Here is a 17666-nt window from a genome sequence, read left to right as displayed (position 1 = left end):
GAAAGGGTCAGGGATGAAGGCTCCGAACCACGTGACAGTCGGCGGCGCCCCCGAAGGGTATGACGCACAGCTTGTCCTGAACGAGATCGCGCGTTCGGGCGGGCCGGTTTGCCATGTGGCGCGCGATGACAAGCGGTTGGAGGGGATGCGGGCAGCACTTGCGTTCTTTGCCCCCGACATGTCGGTTTTCGTTTTCCCCGGTTGGGATTGTTTGCCCTATGACCGGGTCTCGCCCAACGCGGATATTGCCGCGGCGCGGGTGGCGACGCTTGCAGCGCTGGTCCACCAGATGCCCGAACGTTTCGTGCTGTTGACCACACTGAATGCCGCGACCCAACGCGTCCCCGCGCGCGAGGTTCTGCGCGAGGCCGCCTTTACCGCTCGCGTCAACCAACGCGTGGACGAAGACGCCCTACGCAAGTTCCTGGTACGGATGGGGTTCACCCAAAGCCCCACCGTAATGGAGCCCGGAGACTACGCGATCCGGGGCGGGATCATCGACATCTTCCCTCCGGGCGAATCCGGCCCCGTCCGGTTGGACCTGTTCGGAGACGTTCTGGACGGCGCGCGCCGCTTTGATCCGGTCTCGCAACGCACCACCGAAAAGCTTGACGTGGTCGAGCTTGCCCCCGTTTCCGAGGTCATTCTGGACGAGGCGGCCATCACCCGGTTCCGCCAGAACTATCGCATCGAATTCGGCGCGGCGGGCACGGATGATCCGCTCTATGAGGCCGTCAGTGCGGGCCGCAAACATCAGGGCATCGAACATTGGCTGCCCTTTTTCCACGAAAAGCTGGAAACCCTGTTCGACTATCTGCCGGAGGCGACGATTTCTCTGGACGATCAGGTCTCACCCGCGCGTCTGGCGCGGTGGGATACGATTGCCGACCAGTATGAGACACGGCGGTTGGCGCTGGAAAACCGCTCGCGCATGGATACGGTCTATAAACCTACGCCGCCCGGTTTGCTCTATCTCGATGACGCGGCGTGGGATCAGGCGGTTGGCGATCGGCGCGTGCTGCAATTCAGCCCTCTGCCGCAGGCCAGCGGACCCGGTGTGATCGACGCGGGTGGGCGGATCGGGCGAAATTTTGCGCCCGAACGCCAACAGGAAAGCATCAGCCTGTTCGGTGCTTTGGCGGACCACATCAAGGGCAAGCTGGACAAGGGTCCGGTGCTGATCGCGTCCTATTCCGAAGGCGCGCGCGAACGTCTGACCGGCTTGATCGAGGATGAAGGTCTGGCCGAGGCCATTCCCGTCACCGACGGCACGCGCATCGGCAAAAGGGGCCTCCATCTCGCTGTCTGGGCCTTGGAACATGGGTTTGAGACGGCTGACCTGACTGTGATTGCGGAGCAAGACGTCTTGGGCGATCGCCTGATCCGCCAGCCCAAGAAGCGCCGCAAGGCCGAGAACTTCCTGACCGAGACCCAATCCCTCAGCCCCGGCGATCTGGTGGTGCATGTGGACCACGGTATCGGCCGCTACATGGGCATGGAGGTCGTCACCGCCGCTGGTGCGGCCCACGAATGCCTGCTGCTGGAATATGCCGAAGCGGCCAAGCTGTACCTGCCGGTCGAAAATATCGAGCTGCTGTCGAAATACGGCCACGACGAAGGTCTGCTGGACCGACTGGGCGGCGGCGCATGGCAGGCGAAAAAGGCCAAGTTGAAAGAGCGCATCCGCGAGATGGCGGACAAGCTGATCCGCATCGCCGCTGAACGCGCCCTGCGCAAAGCGCCCGTTATGGACCCACCGCCCCACGCATGGGAGGAGTTCAGCGCGCGCTTCCCCTATCAGGAAACGGACGATCAGTTGCGGGCGATCTCGGAAGTCATGGAGGACATGCATTCCGGCGCGCCAATGGATCGTCTGATCTGTGGGGATGTCGGCTTTGGCAAGACCGAGGTCGCCATGCGCGCGGCCTTTGTCGCCGCCATGTCAGGCGTGCAGGTAGCCGTCGTTGCGCCGACCACTCTGCTGGCTCGTCAACACGCAGCCTCGTTCAAGGAACGCTTCCGAGGTTTCCCTCTGGAGGTCCGGCAGCTATCGCGTTTTGTTTCGGCGAAAGAGGCGCAACAGACTCGAGACGGGCTGGCGCGCGGTACGGTCGATATTGTGATCGGCACCCATGCTCTGCTGGCGAAAGGTGTCCGTTTCAACAATCTCGGCCTTCTGATCATCGACGAGGAACAGCATTTCGGCGTTGGCCACAAAGAGCGCCTGAAACAGCTGCGCTCGGACATCCACGTTCTGACCCTTACCGCAACGCCGATCCCTCGGACGCTGCAACTGTCACTCACCGGAGTGCGCGACCTGTCAATCATCGGTACGCCGCCCATCGACCGTCTGGCCATCCGCACCTATGTCAGCGAGTTCGACGCGGTGACGATCCGCGAGGCCCTGCTGCGCGAACACTATCGCGGCGGGCAGAGCTTCTACGTAGTGCCGCGCATCTCGGACCTGCCCGAGATCGAAGAGTTCCTGAAAGAACAACTGCCAGAGCTGACCCATGTGGTTGCCCACGGTCAGATGGCGGCGGGTGAACTCGACGACCGCATGAACGCGTTCTACGACGGCAAGTATGACGTGCTTCTGGCGACGACGATTGTCGAGAGCGGTCTGGATATCCCTACCGCGAACACAATGGTCGTGCATCGGGCCGATATGTTCGGCCTCGCGCAACTCTATCAGATCCGAGGCCGGGTCGGGCGCTCAAAAACCCGCGCCTATGCCTACCTCACAACCAAGCCGCGCCAGAAGCTGACCGCCACCGCCGAAAAGCGCCTGCGCGTTCTGGGCTCGCTCGACACGCTGGGGGCCGGGTTCACTCTGGCCAGTCAGGACCTCGACATTCGCGGGGCCGGAAATCTGTTGGGCGAAGAGCAATCAGGCCAGATGCGCGATGTGGGGTATGAACTTTATCAGTCGATGCTTGAAGAGGCGATTGCCAAGATCAAGTCCGGTGAGATGGAAGTGCTGTCGGACGCCGACGACCAATGGGCGCCTCAGATCAATCTGGGCGTACCGGTTTTGATCCCCGAGGATTATGTGCCCGACCTCGATGTCCGCCTAGGCCTCTACCGCCGCCTGTCGTCGCTCTCGACCAAGGTTGAACTTGAGGGCTTTGCCGTGGAACTGATAGACCGCTTCGGCACATTGCCGAAAGAGGTGAACACCCTGATGCTGGTCGTCCGTATCAAGGCCATGTGCAAGCGCGCGGGTATCGCGAAACTGGATGGCGGGCCGAAAGGGGCCACGATTCAATTTCACAATGACAAATTCGCCTCACCGCAAGGGTTGGTCGAGTTCATCCAGAACCAGCGCGGCATGGCGAAAGTCAAAGACAACAAAATCGTTGTGCGCCGCGACTGGAAGAAAGACAGCGACAAGATCAAAGGCGCTTTTGCGATTGCCCGTGACCTTGCTGAAAAAGTCTTGGCTGAAAGAAAGAAGGCCAAGTCAAACGTGTAGCAGGCAAGGGGGCGCTGCCAAGCCGTCGAATGCACTTCTAATTGGTACTCCCTCAAACTTGCCAATTGTGGCTAAACGCCTTAGCGCTCCTGCGCCTAGCTGAGTGCTAAGGCGAAAACCGCGCTATCAAGTTAATGTGTTCAGGACAATTGGATGGCGTGGATGGCTCCGTAGCCGCCATCCATAGATACGACGAATTGCTGCGTTCGCATTCCGCCTTGCAGGCATCCGAATTGCGTCAGACTATCCGAAGCGCTGGTTCCTGAAACACAGCAAAAAAAATGTAGCATTTTATCAGAATACTTTTACCTTGTGGTCAAATTTGGGGGAAGATGAATGCTCGACATCATCATTAGACAAGCCCAACTGCCGGATGGCCGAGGGCCGGTGGATATTGCGATCAAGGGCGACCGCGTCGCAAAGGTTGCCCCCAAGATCGAGGCTGAAGCAGGCGAAGACATTGACGCGGCTGGGCGCTTGGTTTCGCCCCCGTTTACCGACCCGCACTTCCATATGGACGCGACCCTGAGCCTTGGAACGCCTCGCATGAATGTCTCGGGTACACTATTGGAAGGCATCGCGCTTTGGGGCGAATTGAAGCCCCTGCTGACACCAGAAGCAGTAATTGAACGCGCCATGCGATATTGCGACCTTGCCGTATCGCAGGGATTGCTGGCCATCCGATCGCATGTGGATGTTTCATCCACACCTTTGGTTGGCGTTGAAGCGCTGTTGGAGGTCCGCAAGCGGGTCGCTCCCTATATTGATCTGCAACTGGTGGCATTCCCGCAAGATGGCCTTTACCGCGCAGAGAATGCAGAAAAAAACTTGATCCAAGCCCTTGATATGGGTGTCGACGTCGTGGGCGGCATCCCGCATTTTGAGCGTACGATGTCGGAAGGTGCCCGGTCGGTCAGAAGACTGGCCGAGATAGCGGCGGACCGAGGCCTGATGCTGGATTTGCATTGCGATGAAAGCGACGATCCAATGTCGCGCCACGTGGAAACCTTAGCCTATGAGACCACCCGCCTTGGGCTTGGTGGGCGGGTAACGGCAAGTCATGTCACCGCTATGCACTCGTATGACAACTACTATGCATCGAAGCTCATACCGCTAATCGCAGAAAGTGGCATGAACGTAGTGCCCAACCCGCTCATCAATATCACGCTGCAAGGCCGTTCGGATACCTATCCGCGTCGTCGGGGGCTGACCCGAGTGCCAGAGCTGCGCGCAGCAGGTGTGAATGTCGCCTTCGGACAGGATTGCACGATGGACCCATGGTACTCGCTTGGCTCCGCCGACATGTTGGAAGTGGCTCATATGGGCGTGCATGCCGTGCCGATGACATCCCGCGAGGCGATGGAGTGGGCGTTTACGTCCGTGACTCAGAATGGTGCCAAAGTAATGGGCTTGCCCGACCCGACGATCCGCGAAGGCGGCCCTGCCAATATGGTTGTGCTGCAAGCGCAGGACCCGATTGAAGCAGTTCGCATGAAAGCCACCCGGCTTGCCGTTATCAAAAACGGAAAGGTGCTGGCCCACACAGAACCACGAATGGCCGCGCTTTCTTTGCCTGGCCGTCCCACGACCCTGGATCCCGCAGATTACGCGCCCAGGCCAAATACTTAGGAAGCTCAATAACAAGAAGAATTGCCACCAACAGAAGAGGACTTACCAATGAAGCTCACCACAACCCGCCGTCAATTGATGGTCGGCGCTGCGGCCACGCTGGCCCTGCCGGCTTATATTCGACGCGTGAATGCGCAATCTGCGATCCGTGTCGCCGGCGTGCACATGTCTCCGGTTGAAAATGCGTGGAACAGTCGCATTCACCTGGCGATGCAGGAAGCTGCTGACGCTGGCCTGATAGAGTATGAGTTTTCAGAAGGTGTAGCGCCGACCGACTATCCTCGCGCGATGCGCGAATATGCCGAGGGAGGTGCGCAAATCATCTGGGGTGAATCTTACGCTGTGGAGCGTGAAGCGCGCGAAGTGGCGGGCGACTACCCCGACACTGCGTTTCTGATGGGGTCTTCCGGTGGGCCAGAAGGTGACAATTTCGGTGTCTTTGGCACACGCAACCACGAGGCAGCCTATCTGGCCGGTATGCTCGCGGGTCAAATGTCCGAAAGCAATGTCTATGGCTCGGTTGGTGGTTATCCGATCCCCGAGGTGAACCTGTTGATCAATGCTTTCCGCATGGGCGTAAGCGAAGTGAACCCAGACGCCACCTTCGTCAACGGCTTTATCGGTGCATGGTTCGATCCGGCCCGCGCGCAGGAAGCTGCAATCGCCCAAATCGATGCGGGCGCAGACATACTGTTTGGTGAGCGCATTGGCACTGCGGATGCGGCCCAAGCGCGAGGTGTAAAGGCCATCGGTTCGCTCATCGACTATACTCCACGCTACCCGGGCACCGTCTTTGCCAATGCGATCTGGAATTACGGTCCCACAATCGAGGCCATCGTGGCGGATGTTCAGGCCGGCAATCCAACAGGTCGTAACTACACGGAATATTCTTTTATGGCCCATGGCGGCAATGAACTGATCTATGTCGCCGATGAAGTGCCGGCCTACGCCATCCCGGGGATGGAGGCCAAACAGGCCGCGATTCAATCCGGTGAATGGGACGTTCCGATTGATGAAAGCGAGCCCTCCTGATCCAGAGGGTCTCGAGGTGACCGATGCCACGGCTCTTGCAGCTGCCATCACGGCAGGGCAGATTTCTGCCTGCGAACTGATTGAATCCAGCCTTGCCGCCTGCCACGCACGGGCGGATTTGGGGGCCGTGGTATATCTGGACGAAGAAATGGCCCGCGATGGGGCAAAGGTGGCAGACGCCTTGCCACCAGACCAGCGCGGGCCATTTCATGGGGTTCCGTTCTTGGTGAAAGACCTAGGGGGTTTCGCAAAAGGGCTTCCTGCGGCGGCAGGATCTGCAGCAATCGGTGCGCGATGTCGTAGACCCGAAAGCGACAGCCACCTGCTACACCGTCTTCGCCGAACCGGCCTGATCCCTTTTGGCTTGACCGCAACACCGCCGTTTGGCCTTTCACTGACATGCGAACCCGATGGCGCGGCTGTGACCCGTAATCCATGGAACCCTGCACTGTCACCCGGTGGTTCATCCGGCGGCGCCGCAGCTGCGGTTGCAGCTGGGATTGTTGCAATTGCTCATGCCACGGATGCAGCCGGGTCCATCAGGGTTCCGGCTGCGTGCTGCGGCTTGACCGGACTCAAGCCTTCTCGCGGCGCAGTGCCCGGAGGCCCTGATTTTGCCAATCACCTGATGGGCATAGCGTCTGAGTTGGTTCTTGCGCGGTCGGTCCGCGATGTGAAGACAGCCTTTGACGCGGTAGTCCAGCCCATGGCCCCGGTATATCTGCCAGAACGCCCCCGTGTCGCATTGGCCTTGCCGGAGCGGTGCGGTGTCGACCAGTGCAAGGCCGCGAAAAGTGCTGCCGACGCGCTACGCGATGCAGGTTGTGAGGTGCGCGATATTCGTGCCCCTGACCAATTGGGGGATGAGGCTCACTCAATCGCCCGAACCATACTAGGTGTTTCCTTGGCCGAGTGGCTGACTGCGCTCAAGATCACTGATGATGAGATTCCACCACTTGCCGCAGCCATGGCCGCCGAGGGCCGTGCGACGTCCGCCACGGCGCTTTTTGCGGCCTTGCGACAACTCGCACGTCTGACAAATCGATCTCGCAAGCTTTTTAAGTCTGCCGATGCTGTCCTGATGCCGATCCTCTCGTCTGCGCCGCCCGTTGTTGGCGCTTTGGATCTGTCCGGCTCCTCCCCAGACGATCACATGGCGCGGCTCGAGGCTTTTGCCCCGAACGCAGCACTTGCAAATGTAGCGGGCTTATCAGCTTTGGCGCTGCCTTTTGGCATGGCAAATGGTCTTCCAATCGGCGTTCAGCTGATTGGTCCCCACGGCTCGGATTTAGCGCTGCTGAAACTTGGCGCACTTATCGAAGCGCGCGCGCCCGCAATCCCTTTTCCACACGCAATCGCAGGCCTGACCACATGAACAAGGTTCTGGAACTAAACGGCATAACCAAGCATTTCGGAACACTCACCGCCAATGATGATGTGACCCTCACACTAGAAAAAGGTGAAATTCTTGCTCTTCTGGGCGAAAATGGTGCGGGTAAGACCACGCTAATGAATATCCTGTTCGGCCATTACGCAGCCGACGAAGGCTCGGTCAGGGTGTTTGGCAAAGAGCTGCCCCCGGGTCAACCACGCGCAGCGATCGAGGTGGGTGTGGGAATGGTACACCAACACTTCACGCTTGCGGGCAATCTCACGGTTCTTGAAAACGTAATGCTGGGTTCCGAACCGCTGACGCGCACGCGTTCCGCTCGTGGTGAGGCACGCAAGAAACTGTTGCAGATTTCAGAGCGGTTCGGCCTGCCTGTAAACCCAGAGGCCAAGGTTCGTTCGCTATCTGTTGGTGAACGACAAAGAGTCGAGATTCTGAAAGCACTCTATCGCGACGCGCGTATTTTGATTTTGGATGAACCTACTGCGGTGCTGGCCCGGCCCGAGGCGATGCGCCTGTTCGAGACGCTGCGCGATATGACGAAAGAAGGTCTCTCACTTATCTTCATCAGCCACAAGCTGCATGAGGTCATGGCAGCCTCTGACCGTGTGGCGGTGCTTCGTGGCGGCAGGATGGTCGCGGAACGGAATACACCCGAAACCACACCAGAAGAGTTGGCGGAACTGATGGTTGGCCGCAAGGTGGAGCGTCCCGTACGTCAAGACCATGTGATTGGAGCGCCAGTCCTGATCGCAAAGGATGTGAGCGTGGAAGAAGACGGTGAGTTGCGGCTGGATGATGTGTCGTTCGCTGTCTATGCCGGTGAAATCCTTGGTATCGTTGGCGTTTCAGGCAATGGTCAGTCCTCCCTCGGAGCGCTGCTGTCAGGATTGGCACACCCGAGTGCGGGTCAGTTAACACTTTTGGACGAAGATATCGGCCATCTGGGTCCGCGCGGCATGATCCGCGCGGGGGCAGGCAGGGTGCCTGAAGACCGGCATGCAGAAGGCGTTGTGGGCGAATTGAGTTTATGGGAAAACGCGGTGCTTGAGCGCTTGCGTACACCGGAATTTTCGCACCGCGGCTTTGTTCGACAACGCGCCGCCCGGGACTACACTGCGGGGCTGATCGAACGTTTTGATATCCGCGGTGCCAGCCCCGACACGCGAACAAGGCTGCTGTCCGGCGGCAATATACAAAAGCTGATCCTTGGCCGGGTTCTGACCAATGGGCCGCGCTTTGTGCTCGCAAACCAGCCGACGCGTGGTCTTGATGAAGGTGCAATTGCTTCAGTTCATGCCGAGCTTTTGGCAGCGCGGGCGGAAGGTGCCGCAATCCTGCTCATCTCAGAAGAATTGGAAGAAGCTGTGGCCCTGTCAGACCGAATACAGGCCATCGTAAAAGGTCGCTTGTCAGAACCGATATCGGCGAATGAAGCCGACCCACAACGCCTTGGCCTGATGATGGCAGGTGTCTGGAAGGAAAATGATGATGCGGCTTGAACGACGCTCACATGTGCCGCTGCACCTCGCGATCATTGCACCACTGGCCGCGAACCTTGCTGCATTGCTTTTGGCCGCAGGTCTCATCGCTGCTGCTGACGTAAATCCGCTAGCAGCGTATGGTGAAATGGTGAATGGCGCATTCGGCTCGCGCCTTTCCATCGCTGAGATGCTGACCCGCGCCACTCCTCTTATATTTACGGGGCTTGCCGCAGCTGTCGCCTTCCGAGCGCGGCTTTGGAACATCGGGGGCGAGGGACAGTTCTTTGTTGGGGCGCTAGTCACCGCTTGGATCGGTCATTCACTCGGCGTTCCAGGGTGGATAGGTATTCCGATCTTGATGTTGGCAGGCATGGCGGCGGGCGCTGCCCTGTTGGCAGGGCCTGCCTTTCTACGCTTGCGTTTCGGCGTAGATGAGGTGGTGACAACCCTGCTGCTCAATTTCATCGTGATCCTTTTCGTTGGCCTAATGATTGAGGGTCCTATGCGCGATCCGCTGGCCTTTGGGTGGCCCTCTTCGGTGCCCGTAGACGGTGAATACCGCCTTCCGGATCTGATCCCCCGCACACGTCTCCATATCGGGCTGCTTGTTGCTATCGCTGCGGCAGGTGCTGTTTGGCTGATCCTTGCGCGCACTGTATTTGGTACTGAAACACGCGCTGCAGGTTTGAATGCCAGCGCTACTGCTTTTGCCGGAATTTCCCTGCCCCGAACGATCATGGGTGTGGCCCTGCTTTCGGGCGCGCTGGCTGGGCTTGCCGGGTCTGTCGAAGTCATGGGGGTCACTGCGGGGGTTACCACCACCATGAGCCCCGGATTTGGTTATGCAGGCATTGTCGTCGCCATGCTCGCCGCTTTGCATCCGGCCGGAGTGGTCGCTGCCGCTGTTTTCGTCGCCACCGTCTTTGTCGGGGCCGACGCCATGAGCCGTGCGACGGGTGTTCCCAGTTTCATTGCCGATGTGATTGTGGCGCTTTGCCTGCTCACCATGATCGTGGCCCTTCTTTTCACAACCTACCGGGTGCGCCGATGAGTGATGCAATTGATCTTCTGCTGAATACCAGTCTTTGGGCTTCCGTGCTGCGTATTGCGACACCGCTCATATTTGGTGTTCTTGGAGCGTTGCTTTGCGAACGTTCGGGCGTGCTCAATCTGGGAATCGAGGGGATCATGACCATGGGGGCGATGAGCGGTTGGCTTGTCGTCTACATGGGCGCACCATTGCTTGCAGGCCTCATTTTTGCAGCGTTTTGCGGCGCGGTGATGGGATTGCTTCATGCCATGCTGACAGTTCCACTTGGGCTTTCGCAACACGTCTCAGGGCTGGGCATAACGCTTTTTGCATCCGCTTTAGCCTATTACCTTTACAGGTTGCTTGTTGAGGTGGGAGATTTGCCCCCTACGATCGAGGCTTTTAAGCCGCTCGATATTCCGATCCTGTCAGATCTTCCCGTTTTGGGACCGATCCTTTTTAATCAAGCTTTGCCGACCTATCTGGCGCTCGCTGCGGTGGCTGTGATGGCCTATGTTCTTGCCCGCACGCCCTTGGGGTTGGCTATTCGTATGACCGGAGAGAACCCTCATGCGGTTGAGGCGCAGGGGCTGAACCCGATCCGTATCCGTATCGGCGCAGTTGTTGTCGGGTCGGCTTTGATGGCGGTGGGCGGGGCCTTCCTGACCACAACGGCGTTCAACAGCTTTTTCCCGGGCATGGTGCAGGGGCGCGGTTGGATCTGCATTGCATTGGTAGTCTTCGCTGGCTGGCGACCCGGTAAGGCTTTGATTGGCGCGATGTTGTTCGCTTTCTTCGATGCCTATCAACTACGATTGCAGACAACGGTTGAAGGTGTGCCATATCAGTTGTTCCTTATGGCGCCGTATGTACTTTCGATCGTCGCGCTCGTCCTTGTTGCCCGCAGAGCCGAAGTCCCCGCGGCTTTGATGGCACCCTACCGACGCGGCGAACGTTAGTGGCATATGTTCGAACGTTTTGGCCAGGAAACGATAGACTCATCAAATAACCAGCTACTCGACCAGACAACGAAGTGCTAGGTACAAGACCTAGATCACAATCCGGAATTCTCTGCAGAATACCTGTTTTTTCACTCTCCGGCATCATTCAGTCGCGCAGATTGAATTCCGGTCCAAAGATCAATTGAATGCCTGCCTCCGACTGTTCTACCTGACAAGCTCGCGCACGCGGCGAATGGCCGCTTTCCACCCTTTTCGATGAATGCTGCGCTGATCGCATTGGTCGCTTTTGGACTCGAACCAGACCTTCGACACGGCTGACGCAAAGGGCCGCTTTTCGCCAATTTTGACGTTCGCGTTTGGGCCCTTACCCAGAGATCACAATCAGGGGTGATGACTTCTCGACCACAATTTAAAGTGCAACTATCGAACGGGCTAAGGTCTTTGCCCCAGATGCGGCATACCGAGATTCCCCAGGGATACTTCCAGACAGATGAAGCAGGCGATCCGGACTTCATGCGGCTAAAAACACCTCCGCCGGAGGCATCGCGCGCAGCGCGGTTCAGGTCTGCATGGCGGACTGGGCGCAGAAACAGGATGCAGCGACTGCGCGGTCGGCCCTGGCCAGCGCCAAATCCAGCCTCTGTTTGATCTGAGGTAGCTCAATCGTGTCGCCGCGTGCTTTCAGGCAATCGTGCAGGCCCTTCAAGCTCCAGATATTGTCCGGATGGATCGAAGCGCGGCTGAGGGTTCCGCCAAGGCCCAGATCTTCTCGGTATACGGCTTCCGCCTCGGTCAAATGGCCCTGTTCGAAGAGCAGCGCGCCCAACGCGTGGCGGGTGGGTTGCATCCATCCCCAAGGCTCGTCGTAAGGCAACGTGTCGTCCAATTCGACAGATCGGCGCAGGCGAGCGAATGCGAGATCGAAGTTTTCCTTTCGGTATTCGATCTCACCGCGCAGCATTTCGGTCGCGATTTCCAGCAGGTCGATGACGCGGTTGTTGTGCAACCGTCGAGCCTCGGGCACACGAGCCTTGGCTTTGAGGAACAGTTGTTCTTCGAGCTCGGCGTTGGGCACATCCCCAGTCGCGGCATGAGCCAGCGCGCGGGCGTAGTGGGTGGTTGCCGTCAGCGTGCGGTACAGGTCAGGGTCGTCGGGTAGCGCCAGCGCTTTTGCCTCCTCCCATCGGCCAAAGCGGATCAGGATGTGAGGCTCCATGGACATGTAGCTTTCAAAGAAATCCGCCATGGGTGGGCTCTCGATGCGCAACATCTCTTCGGGGGTCGTGTCCCAAATACCTTGGTTGGCCCGCAAGGCCGGTTCGATCTGACCCAGAAACATCGCGCCATAGATGGTGAAATGATAGTCGTGCTGGCGGTAGCCGGTGTAGATGTTGAACGCCCCTTCACGCTCATAATATTTCAGGTCTGCTTCCGAGGCGTTCTGGTTCCAATGCACCACGTTCTGATAGTGACCGCAGAGGATATCTATATGCGTTGGCATATGCACAAGGTGGCCTGCATCGGGGACCAGAGTGCGTAGGATATCGCCCGCTTTCAGGGCTTTCTCGGGGGTTGGAGACATCTCCATCAGGTGGACATAAAGGTGCAGAAGGCCGGGATGAGACATAGCGGCGGGGTCGTTCTGCATGGCCCGCTCTAGCGCCTCTTGCGCCTCAAGCGTGGCGGCCCCGTCGGCGGGTTGACCTGTTGACAGGTCCCACATTTGCCACGGCGTCAGGTTGAGCAGCGCCTCAACATAGATTGTACGCAGGTCCAGATGATCTGGCTGAGCCTTGAAGGCCGCGCGCATTGCGTCGGCAAAATCATAGTCCCAATCATGCATGCCCTCGGTCGTGTCGCGCCGCGGGTAGCGGGATGGCAGGGCGTGGATCAGAGCCTTTTCAACCTCGGTACAGCCATCGGTTAGGCTCAGCGCCTTTTGCGTGGCGTCAAAGGCTGTTGTCAGGGCTTTTTGCCGTCCTCGGTCGTCTTGCAAATCCCAGGGCAGGTTGTAGTTCGGGCCGGCTGCGTAGGCGACGCCCCAATGCGCCATGGCGCAGTTTGGGTCTTGTTCGACTGCTTTTTCAAAGCAGGCGACGGCCTCATCATGATTGTAGCCGTAGGTCCAGACGAGCCCTCGGTCGAACCAGAGTTGGGCTTCAGCGGATGCTGTCGAAACAGGGCAGGAATAGGTGCCCAGATCGTAGTACTTACTCATAACTGACCCTCCGCCATGTTGGTCGGGACAGCGTAGCGCGTTTGATCCGGGCTGAAAATCCTCAGGCGAGCAGTTTGTTTTCGATGCGGCCCATATGGATCATCAGGCTGAAGGCCAGGATACACATGGTCAGAATGCCGGTAGTCAAAGGCAAGATCGAGCCGTCAAATAGCAGCCCGACCGGAGCAGCAATGGCCGCGGCCAGCACTGTCGAGACCGAGCCGATGACAGAGGCCGCCATTCCGGCGATATGCCCCATCGGCTCCATCGCGATGGCGTTCAGGTTGCCCATGGTTACACCCGCCATGAAGAACACGGTGGTTTGCCAGGCAACAAACAGTCCAAACGAGGCGTCGGGCGACAGCGGGAAGGAATTGGTCACGATAACCAACGCGGTGATTCCGATCTGCGCCCCCAGCGCCCAAGTAACCATGCGGCGCATGCCAACGCGCACCACGAGGGCTGCATTTAACACACTGGCCGATCCCGACATCAGTGCGACGAACCCGAACCAGAACGGAAAGCTCTCAGCTCGGTCGTGGATCACGTCGTAGACGGGCTGAACCATGGTCAGCATGGTGAACAAAATCCCCATGCACAGGGTTTGCACCATGATCGAAAGGCGCACAGTCGGGTGGGCGAACATCTCTTTCGTTGCGGCGATCATCAGCGGCAGGCGGAAGGGGCGACGGTTCTCTACAGCCAGCGACTCGGGCAAGCGGGTTCCCATCCATACACAGACAATCACGGCGAATAGAATAAAGGACATAAAGATACCGCGCCAGCCGAACAGGGCGATCACTCCGGCCCCCAACATGGGCGCCGCGGCAGGTACAAGCGTGAACAGCAGCATCGCGATCGAAATGATGCGCGCCATGATGCGGCCCGAGTACAAATCGCGGATGACCGCCATAGCCACAACACGTGGACCCGCAGCACCCAGCCCCTGCACCACTCGGGCGGCCAGAACGAGTTCAAGCGAGGAACTGGCCCAAGCCACGGCCGAGGCCGCGATATAGAGCGCAACACCGCCATAGATGACCGGTTTGCGGCCAAACGCATCCGACAGAGGGCCGGTAAAGAACGTGCCAATCCCCATCCCAAGCACAAAAGAAGTCAGGATCAGCTGCGCGCGATTGACGTCATCCGGGCTGAGCTGTGCGCCGATCTCGGGCAGGGCGGGCAGCATCGAGTCGATCGAAAAGGCGATGGTCGAGAACATCATTGCGATCAGCGCAATGAACTCTCCACGAGACATGCGGTTGGTCATGGGGACTCCTTACCTGATCGCGCTATCACGACGGATCAGGTTGCGCCAGACCGGAATTTCGCACAGACCTCTGTGCTTCTATGCAGATTAGGCCTCAAGTTGAGACATGATTTCTCCGATCACTTTCTCCCACATTTCAGGAGGTTGCGCGCCCGGAACAGCATGTTGATTGGCAACAATGAAGGTCGGGACCGAGCTAACGCCCATCTCGCGTGAGTGGGTGTCGCGGTTGCGGATATCCTCGCGGTCGGCGTCAGATTTCAGCAGTTTCATCACCACCGCCGCGTCCATACCAGCGCTATCGGCGATGTCGGAGAGGACCTCTGGGTCGCCGATATCTCGTGCTTGAACGAAGTAAGCGTCGAACAGAGCATCGACAACGGCATTCTGCTTGCCTTCGATCCCGGCCCAGTGGATCAGGCGATGCGCGTCCAGGGTGTTTGGTGTGCGCTTCATCCCTTCAAAGTCGATCTTGAGGCCTGCATTCTCGGCATGTTCAACCACTGGCGCATAGGCGCGTACCGCACCGTCCTTGCCGCCGAATTTCCGTTCCAGATACTCGCGCCGATCCATACCTGCATCCGGCATGTCGGGGTTCAGTTGGAACGGGTGCCATTCGATCACAAACGGGTGGTCCGGCAGTTTTGCCAAGGCTTTGTCCAGATTGGTTTTGCCGATGTAGCACCACGGGCAGATCGGATCGGACAGGATATCAAGCTTGACGGTCTGGGTCATCGGATGGACGCCTTGAAATAGGCCGGCAACGCGCGGCGCAGGAGTTTGCCGTTGCCGCCGGTTGGCAACTCGGGAAGGTAAACGAAGGCGCGCGGCTGTTTGTAACGCGCCAGATTGGCTTGGACATAGGCGTGCAGAGCGTCTTCGTCCAGTCTGTCGGGGCCGGAGTAGAAGGCCGCTATCACGAATGTGTCCTGTTTGACCTCGACGGCTGCGGCCCCGACCTGGGTGATGCCGGGATAGCGGGACAAGACGGATTCAACCTCAACCGGCGAGACGCGGTAGCCGCCTGCGTTCATCATGTCATCGTCTCGCCCCAGATAGGTGATCTGCCCATCAACGGCCATGGCGCCCTGATCGCCGGTCAGGAACCAGTCGCCTTTCAGCCGGGCGGCCGCCTCATCGGGGGCGTTCAGGTAGGTCAGCATCAGGCCGGGGTCAGAGCGGTGAATGGCAATGGTCCCCTCGGTCCCTTGCGGCACGGGTCCCTCCGGCCCAAGGATCGCGACACGGCGGCCCGGTTGCGGCTGTCCGAGGGCATCTCCACGCGCCGGACGGGTCGGGCTGGATGAAATGAAGGTCGAACATTCGGACATGCCAAACGCTTCGTAAAGTTTTTTCCCGGTGGCCGTTTCCCACTGGGCATGCAGCGAGCGAGACAGCTTTTCTCCAGCGCATAGGCCGTGGCGCAGATCGGGAAGTTCGATCCGATCCGCACCGGACAGCATCTTGCGGAAAACACCCGGTGCCGCAGCAAAGATCGTCGCGCGGTTCTCGCGCAGCATTTGCGGTAATTGAGACATATCGGTGCCGGGTTCAGGGATCAGGGCCGAGGCTCCGATCGTCCAGGGATCCATAAGCCCGGTGCCCAGCGTATAGGTCCAGTTGAACGCACCCGCGTGGCACAGGCGGTCCTGTTCCGTCAGACCGTACCAGCCATCGACCATCATCTGACGTGCCCAAATCGCACGGTGAGCATGGGCGACTGCGCGGGGCTTGCCGGAGGTGCCCGACGTATAGACCACATAGGCCAGACGCTCGGGGTCGCCCATATCGAACGATGCGGGCGGTAGGTCATGCATGGCGATCAGGTTGTCCAGATGGATTTGATTGGGGTGTTCGGCACAAGCCACAGAGGGGTCGCGCAAGATGGCGGCGGGCGAAAGCTCCGCAATGATCCGCGCGGTTTCCGGCTCGGTCAGTTGCGATGAAGTCGGAACAGGAACGATACCGACAGCGATGGCCCCAAGATAGGCGATGGGAAACTCAACGGTGTTCCCAAGCCGCATCAGCACGATCTCTCCGGGGTGCAGTCCGGCCTGCAACAGGCCCTGACCCGTTCCCAGAACGGCGGCTTTCAATGCGCGATAGCTCCAGTCTTCGGATCCGTTTTGACGCAGTACTGACAGGGCGGTTTTATCGGCCAACGCATCCGCCTTGCCCAGCACATGAGCGGCCAGATTGAACGGGGTCGGGCAGGGCGTCGGTAGCCCCTGATCGAAGATTGACAGCATGGCAACTGGCTAACCCGGCCCATGGCGCGTTGCAAGCGTGGCTTGTGCGCCCTATAGACGAAGTCATGAGTACCCAAGATCCCAAATCCCTGATCCGCATTGCCCGCGATGCAGGCGAACACACGGAACCCGAGCCTTTGGACCTGGGCGCCCGTGTGCGCGAATTGCGAAAGGCGCGCAACTGGACGCTGGAGCAGGCGGCCTCGCAGGCCGGTCTGGCGCGTTCTACGCTCAGCAAGATCGAAAATGGCCAGATGTCGCCCACTTACGATGCGCTGAAAAAGCTGGCCATCGGGTTGGAGATCTCGGTGCCTCAGCTCTTTACCCCGCCGCAGCGTGAGCAGGTGATTGGCCGGATGGCCGTGACCCGGTCCGGCGAGGGGGCTGCACATGCCACCGCCACATATGAGCATGAGCTGCTGGCCGAAACCCTGACCAAAAAGCTGATGCTCCCCTATCGCGCCCGCGTCCGCGCCCGTTCGATGGATGAGTTCGAAGGTTGGGTGCGCCATGACGGGGAGGAGTTCATGTACGTCCTGACCGGCGTTGTGCGGTTGTACACCGAGTTCTACGAACCGGTGGAGATGCGCCGGGGCGACAGCGCCTATTACGACGGCAGCATGGGGCATAATGTGATTTCGGTCAGCGATGAGGATGCGACCATCCTCTGGGTGACGTCACTGGCCTAGGATCAGTTCAATTCGCGGTTCAGCGATTCAGTGAACAGAAAATCCTCGACCTCTTCGTGGGCTTCATTGACGGTCAGGTGATGGCGTTCGGCCAGATAGGCTTCGAACTGTTTGCGATCCTTGCCGACACGCGGCATATCCTGGTCTCTCAGGTTGGGAAAACGGCGTTTAGCGCGGGCGTAGCACGCGTTCCAGTCTTGTGTCAGATCGGTCCAGTTCAGCATCTGCGAGCTTTCCT

General features: G+C 59.1%; 13 protein-coding genes. 8 read left to right on the top strand and 5 right to left on the bottom strand.

The genetic code is table 11. The features are described 5' to 3' along the window. Positions 1 to 13 precede the first annotated feature (13 nt). The 7 genes from mfd (at position 14) to ACR0JF_RS01710 (ending at position 10999) form a co-directional block, all read left to right on the top strand. The gene (gene mfd, locus ACR0JF_RS01740) at positions 14 to 3475 is read left to right on the top strand and encodes a transcription-repair coupling factor (RefSeq protein ID WP_170659677.1); all 3462 of its coding nucleotides are present in this window, start codon (positions 14 to 16) and stop codon (positions 3473 to 3475) included. Between the two features lie 336 nt (positions 3476 to 3811). Beyond that, the gene (locus tag ACR0JF_RS01735) at positions 3812 to 5104 is read left to right on the top strand and encodes an amidohydrolase family protein (RefSeq protein WP_170659676.1); all 1293 of its coding nucleotides are present in this window, start codon (positions 3812 to 3814) and stop codon (positions 5102 to 5104) included. A gap of 48 nt (positions 5105 to 5152) precedes the next feature. After that, positions 5153 to 6136 carry a BMP family protein gene (locus tag ACR0JF_RS01730; protein WP_170659675.1) on the top strand — a complete coding sequence of 328 codons (984 nt, stop codon included), beginning with the start codon at positions 5153 to 5155 and terminating at the stop codon, positions 6134 to 6136. After that, positions 6117 to 7511 (top strand): amidase, encoded by a 1395-nt coding sequence (locus ACR0JF_RS01725; RefSeq protein WP_170659674.1) that lies wholly within the window; start codon positions 6117 to 6119, stop codon positions 7509 to 7511. Before ACR0JF_RS01730 ends, ACR0JF_RS01725 begins: the two co-directional genes overlap by 20 nt. Next, positions 7508 to 9028: an ABC transporter ATP-binding protein gene (locus tag ACR0JF_RS01720; RefSeq protein WP_170659673.1), complete on the top strand. Its 1521-nt coding sequence runs from the start codon at positions 7508 to 7510 to the stop codon at positions 9026 to 9028. Before ACR0JF_RS01725 ends, ACR0JF_RS01720 begins: the two co-directional genes overlap by 4 nt. Beyond that, complete coding sequence (locus ACR0JF_RS01715) at positions 9018 to 10061, top strand: ABC transporter permease (protein ID WP_170659672.1); 1044 nt, start codon at positions 9018 to 9020, stop codon at positions 10059 to 10061. The genes ACR0JF_RS01720 and ACR0JF_RS01715 overlap by 11 nt, the downstream gene beginning before the upstream one ends. Continuing rightward, complete coding sequence (locus ACR0JF_RS01710; RefSeq protein WP_170659671.1) at positions 10058 to 10999, top strand: ABC transporter permease; 942 nt, start codon at positions 10058 to 10060, stop codon at positions 10997 to 10999. The genes ACR0JF_RS01715 and ACR0JF_RS01710 overlap by 4 nt, the downstream gene beginning before the upstream one ends. 562 nt (positions 11000 to 11561) lie before the next feature. On the opposite strand, the gene ACR0JF_RS01705 is transcribed toward ACR0JF_RS01710, so the two are convergent. From ACR0JF_RS01705 to ACR0JF_RS01690, 4 genes are all read right to left on the bottom strand, one after another. Next, complete coding sequence (locus tag ACR0JF_RS01705; RefSeq protein WP_170659670.1) at positions 11562 to 13220, bottom strand: tetratricopeptide repeat protein; 1659 nt, start codon at positions 13218 to 13220, stop codon at positions 11562 to 11564. Between the two features lie 61 nt (positions 13221 to 13281). After that, complete coding sequence (locus ACR0JF_RS01700) at positions 13282 to 14490, bottom strand: multidrug effflux MFS transporter (RefSeq protein ID WP_480668863.1); 1209 nt, start codon at positions 14488 to 14490, stop codon at positions 13282 to 13284. Positions 14491 to 14577: 87 nt separating this feature from the next. After that, positions 14578 to 15225 (bottom strand): DsbA family oxidoreductase, encoded by a 648-nt coding sequence (locus ACR0JF_RS01695; protein ID WP_170659668.1) that lies wholly within the window; start codon positions 15223 to 15225, stop codon positions 14578 to 14580. After that, positions 15222 to 16739, bottom strand: coding sequence for a class I adenylate-forming enzyme family protein (locus ACR0JF_RS01690; RefSeq protein WP_170659667.1), 1518 nt, complete (start codon positions 16737 to 16739; stop codon positions 15222 to 15224). The genes ACR0JF_RS01695 and ACR0JF_RS01690 overlap by 4 nt, the downstream gene beginning before the upstream one ends. Positions 16740 to 16804: 65 nt before the next feature. Here ACR0JF_RS01690 and ACR0JF_RS01685 point away from each other — a divergent pair, with 65 nt between their 5' ends. After that, positions 16805 to 17428, top strand: a complete 624-nt coding sequence (locus ACR0JF_RS01685; protein WP_170659666.1) for an XRE family transcriptional regulator — start codon at positions 16805 to 16807, stop codon at positions 17426 to 17428. 2 nt (positions 17429 to 17430) lie between these two features. Here the strand turns inward: ACR0JF_RS01685 and ACR0JF_RS01680 are convergent, their stop codons facing one another. Next, positions 17431 to 17652 carry a hypothetical protein gene (locus tag ACR0JF_RS01680; protein WP_170458509.1) on the bottom strand — a complete coding sequence of 74 codons (222 nt, stop codon included), beginning with the start codon at positions 17650 to 17652 and terminating at the stop codon, positions 17431 to 17433. Positions 17653 to 17666 lie beyond the last annotated feature (14 nt).

This window comes from Ruegeria sp. BG11, assembly GCF_056538565.1.
The sequence above is the reverse complement of the archived record's forward strand: the minus strand, read 5'-3'. Positions and strand labels throughout refer to the sequence as shown.

What these genes read in the sequence shown, in the direction of transcription:
- mfd (WP_170659677.1), top strand. Translation starts at nt 14, where the DNA reads ATGAAGGCTCCGAACCACGTGACAGTCGGCGGCGCCCCCGAAGGGTAT.
- ACR0JF_RS01735 (WP_170659676.1), top strand. Translation starts at nt 3,812, where the DNA reads ATGCTCGACATCATCATTAGACAAGCCCAACTGCCGGATGGCCGAGGG.
- ACR0JF_RS01730 (WP_170659675.1), top strand. Translation starts at nt 5,153, where the DNA reads ATGAAGCTCACCACAACCCGCCGTCAATTGATGGTCGGCGCTGCGGCC.
- ACR0JF_RS01725 (WP_170659674.1), top strand. Translation starts at nt 6,117, where the DNA reads ATGAAAGCGAGCCCTCCTGATCCAGAGGGTCTCGAGGTGACCGATGCC.
- ACR0JF_RS01720 (WP_170659673.1), top strand. Translation starts at nt 7,508, where the DNA reads ATGAACAAGGTTCTGGAACTAAACGGCATAACCAAGCATTTCGGAACA.
- ACR0JF_RS01715 (WP_170659672.1), top strand. Translation starts at nt 9,018, where the DNA reads ATGCGGCTTGAACGACGCTCACATGTGCCGCTGCACCTCGCGATCATT.
- ACR0JF_RS01710 (WP_170659671.1), top strand. Translation starts at nt 10,058, where the DNA reads ATGAGTGATGCAATTGATCTTCTGCTGAATACCAGTCTTTGGGCTTCC.
- ACR0JF_RS01705 (WP_170659670.1), bottom strand. Translation starts at nt 13,220, where the DNA reads ATGAGTAAGTACTACGATCTGGGCACCTATTCCTGCCCTGTTTCGACA.
- ACR0JF_RS01700 (WP_480668863.1), bottom strand. Translation starts at nt 14,490, where the DNA reads ATGACCAACCGCATGTCTCGTGGAGAGTTCATTGCGCTGATCGCAATG.
- ACR0JF_RS01695 (WP_170659668.1), bottom strand. Translation starts at nt 15,225, where the DNA reads ATGACCCAGACCGTCAAGCTTGATATCCTGTCCGATCCGATCTGCCCG.
- ACR0JF_RS01690 (WP_170659667.1), bottom strand. Translation starts at nt 16,739, where the DNA reads ATGCTGTCAATCTTCGATCAGGGGCTACCGACGCCCTGCCCGACCCCG.
- ACR0JF_RS01685 (WP_170659666.1), top strand. Translation starts at nt 16,805, where the DNA reads ATGAGTACCCAAGATCCCAAATCCCTGATCCGCATTGCCCGCGATGCA.
- ACR0JF_RS01680 (WP_170458509.1), bottom strand. Translation starts at nt 17,652, where the DNA reads ATGCTGAACTGGACCGATCTGACACAAGACTGGAACGCGTGCTACGCC.